The 12024-nt window shown below is 64.0% G+C and carries 4 protein-coding genes; all 4 read left to right on the top strand.

Annotated features, from left to right (window positions below; genetic code table 11):
- Positions 1–276 precede the first annotated feature (276 nt).
- Genes V1277_RS06535 through V1277_RS06520 form a run of 4 tightly spaced genes read left to right on the top strand, consistent with a single transcriptional unit; the run spans position 277 to position 12023 of the window.
- Positions 277–504, top strand: coding sequence for an MbtH family protein (locus tag V1277_RS06535; protein WP_334415494.1), 228 nt, complete (start codon positions 277–279; stop codon positions 502–504).
- A gap of 22 nt (positions 505–526) precedes the next feature.
- Positions 527–1282: a thioesterase II family protein gene (locus tag V1277_RS06530; protein ID WP_334415493.1), complete on the top strand. Its 756-nt coding sequence runs from the start codon at positions 527–529 to the stop codon at positions 1280–1282.
- Positions 1251–2219, top strand: a complete 969-nt coding sequence (locus tag V1277_RS06525; protein ID WP_334415492.1) for a TauD/TfdA family dioxygenase — start codon at positions 1251–1253, stop codon at positions 2217–2219. The genes V1277_RS06530 and V1277_RS06525 overlap by 32 nt, the downstream gene beginning before the upstream one ends.
- A 54-nt stretch (positions 2220–2273) precedes the next feature.
- Positions 2274–12023 (top strand): amino acid adenylation domain-containing protein, encoded by a 9750-nt coding sequence (locus V1277_RS06520; RefSeq protein WP_334415491.1) that lies wholly within the window; start codon positions 2274–2276, stop codon positions 12021–12023.
- Position 12024: the final 1 nt, after the last annotated feature.

Genomic DNA, 12024 nt, shown 5'->3' with positions numbered 1-12024 from the left:
TGACAATGCGATGAAAATCGTCGCGCGCTGGATGTGCGATTTCGAAAATCAAAAAGGTTCCCGCCTGGCGAGTTAGAATTGCAAGAAACTGCGCATCGCATTGCCATCAGTCACTTTTCATGCGCGCCGGCCGCGCAAGCGCGGAGGTTGCATCGTGTCACGCCATCGCCACCTTGGAGCTATTAAAAACTTCGTCGTCGATATTGCTTTGACCATGATTTGCTTCTGACCTAGTCAACACGCCATTGCTTTCGTTTTCTGAAGAGGGACCGAACCATGATGGTGTTCGACAGAGACGACGTCACCTTCACCGTCGTCATCAATCACGAAGAGCAATACTCCATCTGGCCGACGTTCAAGGATATTCCGAGCGGCTGGAAAGCGGTGGGCAAGACCGGCAGCAAGAAGGAATGCCTTGAACACATCGAGCAGGTGTGGACCGACATGCGCCCGCTAACGTTGCGCAAATTCATGGACGGGACGGCGCCGCAGAAGTCGGCTTAAGCCAACGGAGCCTTGTCTTCCGATGCGGCTTCTTTGTCTGCCTTACTCCGGCGGCAGCGCCATGTTCTATGCGCGGTGGCGCAGGCTTTTGCCGTCATGGATCGATGTCCGGCCGATAGAGTGGCCCGGGCGCGGCGCACGCATGGACGAGCCGCTGGCGACCGACCCCCACGCGCTTGCATGGCAGCTCGCTGCCGAACTTCACGCCCAGCTTGATGCGCCCTATGCACTGTTTGGACATAGCCTCGGCGCGCTGATTGCATTCGAACTCGCGCATTTCCTGCGTGATCGCGGCGCGCCTGCGCCGGCTATTCTCTTTGCCTCGGGCGCTGAGGCGCCGGCCGTTCGAGACGGCAGCAAATGGCGCCTGCCATTGAGCGACGAAGCGTTGCTGAAGGAGCTCCGCGATCTGCAGGGCACGCCGGATGAGGCGCTGTCGAATGCCGAGCTGATGCGATCGGCATTGCCGGTGCTCCGCGCCGATTTTTTGATGTGCGGCGCCTATGTCTATCGGCGGCGGCATCCGTTGTCGTGTCCCGTGCACGTCTTCGGCGGCGCCGACGACGAGACCAGCCGCGAAAAGCTACAAGCCTGGCGGCGGGAAACGTCGGCGGAATTCGCGCTCGACATGCTGCCGGGCCATCACTTCTTCATTCACACGCAGCAAGCCGAACTGCTCGGCCTGATCGGATCGGCCCTGGCCCGACGGTCGGGGCGATCGATCGGTTCGCATCGGAGCGAGGATCATGAGCGTATTCTCCGTCCAGCCACTCATTGAAGGCAAGCGTCTTCCGTTGTTGCTGAAGGCCGACAAGGCCGGGCAGCCGCTCGGTGCGGCGCTTCCCATGCTACGCGACACCATCGATCGGCATTTGACCGATTGCGGCGGCATCGTGTTTCGCGATTTCTCTCTCGATGGGCCTGACGCGTTCCGGGCGTTCGCGGCCGATTTCGGTCATCCGCTGCTCACCTACGAGTTCGGATCGACGCCGCGCTCGCAGGTCACCTCCGGCGTCTACACCTCCACGGAATATCCGCCGCACCAGCACATTCCGCTGCACAACGAGCAGGCCTATACGCGCGATTGGCCGATGAAGATCTGGTTCTATTGCATGCAGCCGGCGCAGGAGGGCGGCGAAACGCCGATCGCCGACAGCCGCGCCATCTATCGCGACATGCCGACGGCGATTCGGGAGCGTTTCGCCGAGAAGGGCGTGATGTATGTGCGGAACTACGGCAACGGGCTCGACGTCGACTGGCAGCAGGTGTTCGGTACCGAGACGAGGTCGGAGGTCGAGGCCTACTGCGCCGGGCACGACATCGAATGCGAATGGAAGGAAGACGGCGAGCTTCGCACCCGCCAGATCTGTCAGGGGACGGCACGGCATCCGGTGACGGGAGAGTGGGTCTGGTTCAATCAGGCCCATTTGTTTCACGTTTCCAACCTCGAGCCGGAAGTGCGCGAGAGCTTGCTCGACGTGGTCGGCGACGAGACTGAACTGCCGCGCAACGTCCTCTACGGCGACGGTTCGCCGATCGACGACGAGACGCTCGCCACCGTCCGCAACATTCTCGAAACGCACAAGATCAGCTTTCCCTGGCAGGCCGGCGATGTGGTGATGCTTGACAACATGCTCACCGCGCATGCGCGCGCGCCGTTCAAGGGACCGCGCAAGGTGATCGTTGCGATGGCGGAAGCGCATCGGCAGGGCTGATCGGCATTTCGGGCGACGAGAATCGTCGGTTGCGGGCGGACTGGATTCGAGAAGATGTACAGAGACAATCTCGTCGAACGACTACGGTGCCATGCCGCGTTACGCCCGGACGGGGTCGCGTTGCGCTTCCTGGAGGGAGACGGCGTCGCCGAAGAGTTGACGTTTGCCGGTCTCGACGCCCGGATTCGATCCGTCGCAGCCCGGCTGCAGCAATTGGGCGGCGCGGGCGAGCGCGCGGTTATCCTGCTGCCCAGCGGCCTCGACTATGCCGTGGCTTTCTATGCGTGCCTTTATTCGGGGGTGATCGCCGTCCCGGCCTATCCGCCGGAGGGCGGCGCCGAACGCTATGCAGGGCGTCTCTACGGCATTCTGCGCGATGCGACGCCCCGCCTCATCCTGACGGAAGCCGCGCTGGTTGGTGCGGTGGAAGCAGCACTTCCCGAACTGGCGAAAGCAGAGATCATCGCGGTAGATGCGATACCGGCGGCGTTCGCTGCAGAGTGGCGTGAGACGAGGCCGGAGGCAGATGCGGTTGCCTTCCTGCAGTACACGTCCGGATCGACCTCGCAGCCGAAAGGCGTTTGCGTCTCGCACGCGAACCTGACGGCCAACGAGAAGGCCATCGAGGCCGTCACCCGAGGGGCGCTCGACGACGTCTTCGTGAGTTGGCTGCCGCTCTATCACGACATGGGATTGATCGGCGGGTTGTTGAATCCGCTGTTTACCGGCTTTACCGCCGTCCTGATGTCGCCACGCAATTTTCTCGAGCGGCCGCGACGCTGGCTTGAAGCCATCGATCGTCACGGCGGTACGCTCAGTGGCGGACCTGACTTTGCCTTCGCGCTGTGTGCCGACCGCATTTCCGACGAGACGATCGGCCGGCTCGATCTCAGCCGCTGGAGGTTCGCATTCTCAGGCTCGGAGTTTGTTCGCAGCAGCACGCTCCGCAGATTCGCGGAACGATTCGAGCCGGCCGGGTTCAATCGACGAGCGTTGAACGCCTGCTACGGCCTGGCCGAGGCGACGCTGCTGGTGACGGCAGGTGACCTCTCGACCAAGACTGTCAGCCATACCCTCGATACGGCGGCGCTTGCGGCGGGCCGCGTCGCAACAGCCGACGAGGGCACCGATCTCGTGGCGTGCGGCCGGACGGTCGCGGGCCACGTCACGCGCATCATGCGCATCGACGGGGCGGCTGCGGCGCCGGCCGACGAAGTCGGCGAGATCTGGGTCGCGGGCCCGAGTGTCGCGCTCGGATACTGGAACAATCCTGAGGCCACGCAAAAAGCCTTCGTCGAGCACGACGGCATGCGCTGGCTGCGTACCGGAGATATCGGATTCATTCAGGACGGCGCGCTGATCGTAACGGGCCGGCTCAAGGACCTGCTGATCGTTCGCGGCCAGAACGTATATCCGACTGACGTCGAGCAGGCGGTCGAAGCCGAGGTCGAATCCGTCCGTAGCGGACGGGTTGCCGCGTTTGCGGTCGAGATCGATGGACGGGAAAGCATCGGCGTCGCGGCAGAATTCAGCCGTACCGTTCTCAAGCGCGAGCGTCCCGAGGCTCTCGCCCAGGGAATCGGCGAGGCCGTGCTGCGGCAGGCGCAGGAATATCCGGCCGTCATCGTCCTGTTGAATCCGCAAGCGATGCCGCTGACGACGAGCGGAAAACTGCAGCGCTCCGCCTGCGCCGCCGGCTGGGCCAACAACACGCTCGACAGTTTTATGGTCTTCGAAAGAGGCCGACGTCGCGATGGCGCGACGCTGACCGCGCCCGCGACCGACACCGAGCGCGCGCTGGCGTCGATCTGGTGCGAGGCGCTGGGCGTAAGGGCCGTGCACCGCGAGGACGATTTCTTCGTACTGGGTGGAAACTCGATCTCGGCCGGCCAGATAGCTGCCGCGCTCCGCGAACGCTTCGGCGTCGAGTTGGAACTGCGCAGCTTTTTCGACGCGCCGAAGCTTGACGCATTCGCTGATCATATCGACGCGCTGCAGCGCGACGGCGCGAAGAGGGCGCTTCCCCCGATCCAGCGGGCAGCGCCGGCCGACCGCGCGACCTTGTCCCATGCGCAGGAGCGGCTGTGGTTTCTCTGGAATCTGGACCCCAATGGCACGGCCTACACGGTCGCGAGCACGATCAGGCTCAAGGGAAAGCTCGACCATACCGCCTTGTTACAGGCGATTGCGGAAATCGTTCAGCGTCATGAGGTGCTGCGCACCACATTCGTTGCAACGGATGGTCGCGCAAGGCAGGTTATTCACGACGCCCTCGGCGTCGGTATCAGGCACCAGGATCTCCGCGGATGTCCCGCTGAACACGCGGCGGAGGTCAGACGGTCCGAACTCGGAAAACCGTTCGACCTTGTCAATGGGCCGCTATTGCGGGCGGTGTTGCTTCAGTTCGCAGATGATGCGCACGAATTGCTGCTGCTTGCTCATCACATCGTCGTCGATGGATGGTCACTTGACGTGATGCTCGAAGAGCTGGCGGGACTCTACCGCAACGGCATCGGACAAGACGCAGGCCGGCCGCCGGTGCCGATGATGCAATATGCGGATTTCGCAGTCTGGCAGCGAAACTGGCTCGCTTGTGGCGAGGGAGATCGGCAGCTCGCCTATTGGCGTGCAAAGCTGGGCGACGCGCACCCCGTGTTGGCTCTGCCCCATGACCGGCCGCGTATGGCTACGCAAAGTCATGCCGGCGATACGGTCGGCCTTGCCATCGACGGCGCGCTGGCGGCCCGGCTGCGGGAGATCGCCGCAAAACACCGGGTGAGCGTCTTCATGCTGCTGCTCGGTGCATATCAGGCGCTGTTGCATCGCTATACGGGGCAGAGCGATTTGCGCGTCGGCGTGCCGGTCGCGGGGCGTCGTCACGCGCAGCTCGAGCGGCTGATTGGCTGCTTCATCAACACGCTGGTGCTGCGGGCCGAGGTTGCCGATGAAGCAACCTTCGCGAACCTGCTGCAGCAGGTCAAGGACGCGGTGATCGAGGCGCTGTCGCATCAGGATCTGCCGTTCGAAATGCTGGTCGACGGGCTGCGCCCTGAACGAAGCGGTGGGCACAATCCGCTGTTCCAGGCCAAGTTCAACTACATGACGGCGCCGCGCGGGTTCGACGGCGTCGAGGGGCTCACCGCCGAGATCGACATCATGGACCTCGCGGGATCGCATTTCGATCTCGCGCTCGATGTCGTCGATGGCTCTGGCGGCATGAAGGTAACGTTCAACTACGCCACTGATCTGTTCGATTCCCCGACGATCGCGCGGCTGGCGGCGCAGTTCGGTTCATTGCTGCGCCAGATCGCGGAGAATGCGGAACGACGGATTTCGGACTTCGTCATCGACGATGCGAACCGGCAGGTCGTGCCGAGCGAGGCCGCCGTGTTCGGGTTCACCGATGTGGTCGGTCTTCATCGCGCGTCGACGATCGATCGCCAGGCCGAGGTCGCCATCCGGTGCGGCAGCGAGACGCTGACATTCGTCGACCTGGAGCAAAAGTCAAACCGCATCGCTCACATGCTTGCAAGCAAGGGCGTGACGCGCGAGGTGCCGGTTGCGCTGTGGATCGAGCGCTCGCCGGCATTTGTTGTCGCGCTGCTTGGTGTGCTGAAGGCGGGCGGCGCCTATGTGCCGCTCGATCCGAAATGGCCGCTGGAACGTATCAGGCGCATCCTGCAAGACGGCGGCATCGAAATCGTGCTGGCGGCCGGCGAGAAGCTGGCCGAAGTGCGTGCACTTGATTGCACTGTGCTCGATGCGGAAGCCGAAGCGGCGGCGCGCGAGGACACATCGAGCGCGCCATCAGACAATCTGATCCACCCGGCGCAGACCGCCTACGTCATCTATACCTCCGGATCGACCGGGACGCCGAAGGGCGTCGCCGTCTCACACGGCGCGTTGGCCAATTATGTGCAGGCCCTGCTGCAACGCCTGCAGCCGCAGCGTTTGGCGAACATGGCGATGGTCTCGACCGTGGCGGCGGATCTCGGCCACACCGTTCTGTTCGGGGCGCTCGCCTCCGGCGCGACGCTGCATTTGTTGCCGCCCGAAGTGGTGTTCGATGCGGATGCGTTCGCGAAAGTCATGCGGGACGGCGAAGTCGGCATTCTCAAGATCGTGCCCAGCCATCTGCGAGGGCTGCTCAAGGCTTCGCGCTCGGCCGATCTCCTGCCCAGCGATACGCTGATCCTCGGTGGCGAGGCCAGCGATCCCGCACTGTTGAACGAGATCCGGCAGTTACGGCCGCAATGCCGAATTCTGAATCACTACGGACCGACGGAAACGACGGTTGGCGCGGTCACGCATGAATGTGACCCCGCGAGCGAGACGGGTGCGATCCCGACTGGCTTGCCGCTTGCCAATCTGCGCGCGCATGTTCTGGATGACGCGCTCAACGAGGTTCCGATCGGCGTAGCCGGCGAACTCTATATTGGAGGCGCCGGCGTCGCGCGGGGCTATCGTGGCGAGGCCGGCTTGACCGCCGAGCGCTTCATTCCGGATCCGTTTGGGCCGGCTGGAGAGCGGCTATATCGCACCGGTGATCGCGTTCGCTGCGATCGGGAAGGCCGGCTGATATTCCTCGGCCGTGGCGATGATCAGATCAAGCTACGCGGCTATCGCATCGAGCTTGGTGAAGTCGGGCGCGCGATCAAGGGGCTGCCGGGGATCGACGACGCGGTGGTTGTCGCACGCGCCATCGGGGACAGCGCCGAATGCCAGGAACTCGTTGCGTACTGTGTGCCCGCGATGGGTGCCACGCCGAAGCCGGATGTGATCAAGCAGCAATTGGCCGCGGTGGTGCCGGAATACATGGTGCCGTCGCACATCACTGTTCTGCAGCGGCTGCCGCTGACGCCAAACGGCAAGGTCGACCGCAAGGCGCTGCCCGAGCCGGTGGGAGATGTGGTCGCCGCGAACTATTCCGCGCCGATGGGGGACACTGAGGAACAGATTGCGGCGGTGTGGCGTGAGGTGCTCAGTCGCGAACGCATCGGCCGCAACGACAATTTTTTCGAGCTTGGCGGCGATTCCATTCTCAGCCTGCAGATCATCGCACGCCTGCGCAAGCGCGGCATTCGCCTGACGCCGAAGCAGGTGTTCGGCCAGCAGACCGTGGCGGGGTTGGCAAGCGTCGCCGCCGTCGCGCCAGCACCTGCGGCAGGGAAAGAGAGTTCTGCCGCAAAGGTATCGACCGGTGCGGCAACCGGCATGCGTCATTTGCTGCCAATTCAGGCACGCTTTTTCAGCGAAGACATCGGCAACCGGAGCCATTGGAACCAGGCGGTGCTGCTGGAGCCGCAAACGCGGATCGACTGGGAGACGCTGCGGCGCGCGCTGACGACGATCGTCGATCATCACGATGCGTTGCGCCTGCGGTTCGCGCAGGTGGACGGCGCGTGGCGCACAGCGCTGGGCATTCCGCCATCACCGTCGGAGTTGCTGTGGATTCGTACCGATGTCGGAGATGCGACACAGGTCACCGCGATTGCATCGGCCGCGCAGGAAAGCCTGTCGCTGTCCTCGGGTCGTTTGCTGCGTGCGGTGGCGATCGACCTTGCGGACGGCAGTCAGCGGCTGCTGATCGTGATCCATCATCTGGTTGTCGACGGCGTATCCTGGCGGGTCCTGCTCGAAGACCTGGCCTCGGCGTACGACCAGCTAAAGAGAGACGCCGTCGTAACGCTGCCGCCGAAGAGCGAGTCCTATGCGTCCTGGGGCGAGCGGTTGCATTCCTACGCGACGACCAGCGAGCTTGCCGACGAACTGCCGTTCTGGCTCGATGGTGCGGCGGGTCCAAGCCTGCCATGCGACGATGATCATGGCGGCGTCGATCGGGTCGGCGACGGCGAAGAGGTATCACTGGTGTTCGATACCGAGGTGACGTCGAGGCTACTGCAGGAGGCGCCGTCGGCCTATCGGACGCAGGTCAACGATCTGATGCTGGCGAGCCTGGCGCGTGCCGTGTCGCACTGGAGCCAGCGCGACGATGTGACGGTCGAGCTCGAGGGTCACGGCCGCGAGGACATTTTTCCCGGAGCGGATATTTCCCGCACGGTCGGCTGGTTCACGACAGCCTTCCCGGTGCGGCTGCAAGGCGGGTCGGACGACCACGCCTCCCTGATCAAGGCGGTGAAGGAGAAGCTTCGCGCGATCCCGAACCGCGGGCTTGGTTATGGCGTGTTGCGCTATCTCGGCTCCGAACACCAGCGCAACGCGCTGGCGCAACTGGCGGAGCCGCAGGTCGTCTTCAACTATCTCGGCCGCTTCGACGGCAGTGTGGGGGCTTCCTCGCTGTTCGGATTCGCGCCCGAGAGCGCGGGTGCGTCGCGCAGCGCCATTGCGCCCTTGCGGGGATGGCTGAACATCACCGGTCTGGTGCGTGAGGGACGTCTGCACTTGTCGTTCGGATATGGACGAAAGCGCTATCGGCGAGAGACGGTCGAGCGGCTGGCGAAACTTTACGAAACGGCCCTGTGCGAACTGGTGGCGCATTGCTGCAGCGGGGCCGTTGGTCTCACGCCTTCGGACGTCCCGTTGTCCGGCCTCGACCAGGCCGATCTCGATCGGTTGGCGACGATTTTCGATCTCCGCAGCATCGAGGACATTTATCCGCTTTCGCCGATGCAGCAGGGCATGCTGTTTCACGCAGTCTGCGATGGCGACAACGATGCCTATGTCAACCAGGTCGGGCTCGAGCTGTTCGGCTTCGAGGCCGACAAGCTTCGAGCCGCGTGGCAAGCGGTGAGTGACCGGCATGCGGCCTTGCGGACCGGCTTTGTCTGGCAGCACGTGTCAGGCGCGGCCCAGCAGGTCGTGCACCGTCATGTGACGGTGCCGTTCGTCGAAGAGGATTGGCGCAGCCGGACGGCAGCGCTGGAACGTGGCGGACGCGCCGAACTGGATGCCGCGCTGGCAGAAGCATCGCGGCGGGAGCGCGAGAGCGGCTTTGACGTCTCCCAGCCGCCGTTGCAGCGGGTGCGCTTGATCCGGCTCGACGACGAGCGTCACTGGCTGATCTGGACCCATCACCACATCTTTGTCGACGGCTGGAGCTCGGCGCGGCTGGTTGCGGAGGTGTTTCGGCATGTGAGCGGGGGAACACTGCCGGCCGTACAGGGCAGCTATCGCGACTACATCGCATGGCTGCAAGGTCGCGATCACGCAGGCGCCGAGAAATTCTGGCGCGACGCTTTGGCAGGGCTCGAAGCGCCGACCTTGCTGGCGAATGCGCCGGTTACGAACAAGGCATCGGAGGAGGGACACGCCAGCATTGCGCTTTCGCTGAATGCGGAATTGACCGAACGGCTGAAGGCATTTGCGAAGCGCGAGCGCGTGACGCTCAATACGCTCGTTCAGGCGGCGTGGGCGCAGTTGCTGCGGCGGCATTCGGGGCAGGCCGCCGTCTGTTTCGGGGTGACTGTATCGGGTCGTCCGGCAGACCTGCCGGGCTCCGAGGAGATGGTGGGCCTCTTCATCAACACGTTGCCGATTGTCGACGCACCAAGCCCGCAAGCGCGAGCTGGCGATTGGCTGCGTCAGTTGCAGGAGCAGAACCTGGCTCTGCGCGAGCATGGCTGGACGCCGCTCTACGAAATCCAGCGCCTCGCCGGCCAAGCCGGGCAGGCGCTGTTCGACAGCATTCTGGTGTTCGAAAACTATCCGATCGATGAGGCGCTGCGGCGAACGGGGGAGAGCTGCCCACGCGTGGGACGGGTGCAACATGTGACGCCGACAAATTATGCGCTGGCGGTTGCCGTGTTTGCCGGAAGCGAACGGCTCGATCTCGAGTTCAATTACGACCGCGCCCGCTTTGATGAGGTTGCCATCCGGCGCCTTCGGGACATCCTGCACGGATTGCTGGAGCGGATCGCGGCCAATGCGGAGCGACCGATCGGCGATCTCGGATTATCCGCCGGTGATGAGACCCGGCGAATTCTGGAATGGAGCGGTGCCGGCCGTTTGGCGACAGGTGCTTCCTATGTCGGCGTCGTTGCGCATATCGAAGCGCAAGCCGTGCGGGCGCCTTCTGCCCTTGCGATTGTGTGGGGCGACCAGCGCCTGAGCTATGGCGAGTTGAACGCCCGGGCCAACCAACTCGCGCGGCGGCTTCGCCACTGGGACGCCGGTCCGGATCGCCTGACCGGCATCGCCTTGGCGCGCAGCCCTGAAATGATGATAGCGCTCCTGGCCGTTCTGAAAGCAGGCGGCGCCTATCTTCCGCTCGATCCGGATTATCCGGCCGAGCGGCTCGGCTACATGCTGCGCGACAGTGCGGCGACACTGGTATTGACGCAAAGCGCGCTGCTCGAACCTCTCGCGCCGGTGCTGCGCGAGACCGGCGTCGAAGCCTGGTGCATCGACGAGCCGCAGCGGCCAGTCGGCGAAGATACAGCCAATCTGAATGTCGAGATTCACCCGGATAGTCTGGCCTACGTCATCTACACGTCGGGTTCGACCGGGACGCCTAAGGGCGTGGCGGTAACGCATGGGCCGCTGGCCATGCATTGCGAAGCGATCGGCCGTTTGTACCGCATGACTTCGCGCGACCGGGAATTCCAGTCGGCCTCGATCAATTTCGACATTGCCCACGAGCGCTGGCTGGTGCCGCTGATGACAGGTGGCTCGGTCGTGCTGCCGTCCAGGCCAGGTCTATTGATCGACGACCTCGTCGATGAGATTGCGAGAAACTCGGTCTCGACGATCTTTCTGCCGCCGGCCTATGCGGATCAAATGAGCGCAGCGTTGTGCCAGAGTCGGCGCCGGCTTGCGATCAGGGCGTGCATTGTCGGCGGCGAGGCCTGGTCGGATAGCGGAATCAAAGCGCTTCGCCAGGCCGCCGATGTCGACCTTCTGGTCAACGCCTACGGCCCGACCGAAACGGTGATCGCGCCGACGGCGTGGCTCGTCGATGACGCCGCGTTGACGCCAGGCCAGCCGGCGCCGATCGGACGGCCCGTTGGCATCAGGTCCGCCTACATTCTCGATGCCGATCTCAACATCGTGCCCGTTGGTGTCACCGGCGAGCTGTTCATCGGCGGCATTGGATTGGCGCGAGGCTATCTGAACCGGGGCGCGCTGACGGCAGAACGATTTATCCCGGATCCGTTCGGCGGTAGCGGCGGGCGTCTCTACCGTACCGGCGATCTTGCGCGGTGGCGGGTGGACGGCGTGATCGACTATGTCGGCCGTGCGGACCAGCAGGTGAAGATCCGCGGCTTCCGTATCGAACTGGGAGAGATCGAGGCGCCACTGCTCGAGCAGCGTGGCGTACGTGCGGCGGCCGTGGTGACGCGCGAGAGCAGGACCGGCCGTCAGTTGATCGCCTATGCGAGCGGCGAGCCGACGCTTGACAGCCGCGCCTTGCGCGATGCGCTGTCGGCCATCCTGCCCGATTACATGGTGCCATCGATGATCGTGGTGCTCGAGCAATTGCCGCTGACCCCCAATGGCAAGATCGACCGTCGCGCATTGCCGTCGCCGCACGAGGATGCCCAAGCCCACCGCGGCTATGAGGCGCCCGAGGACGAAATCGAGATCGCGCTGGCGAAGATCTGGGCCGAACTGCTCGGCGTCGAGCAGATCGGACGCAACGATCACTTCTTCGAGCTCGGAGGACACTCACTGCTGGCGGTGCGGGTGCTCAGCCGGGTCTCTCAGGAGATCGGCGTGTCGATTCCTGTCTCAGACCTGTTCGTTCATCCCGACCTCGCGTCATTCGCACGCGTCGTATCGATCAGGCTGATCGAGCAGGAGTTCGATGCCGACGAGCTCCAGGATCTGATCGCGGCGGGGCAGTGAA

The organism is Bradyrhizobium sp. AZCC 1588, assembly GCF_036924735.1.
GTDB lineage: Bacteria > Pseudomonadota > Alphaproteobacteria > Rhizobiales > Xanthobacteraceae > Bradyrhizobium.
The sequence above is the reverse complement of the archived record's forward strand: the minus strand, read 5'-3'. Positions and strand labels throughout refer to the sequence as shown.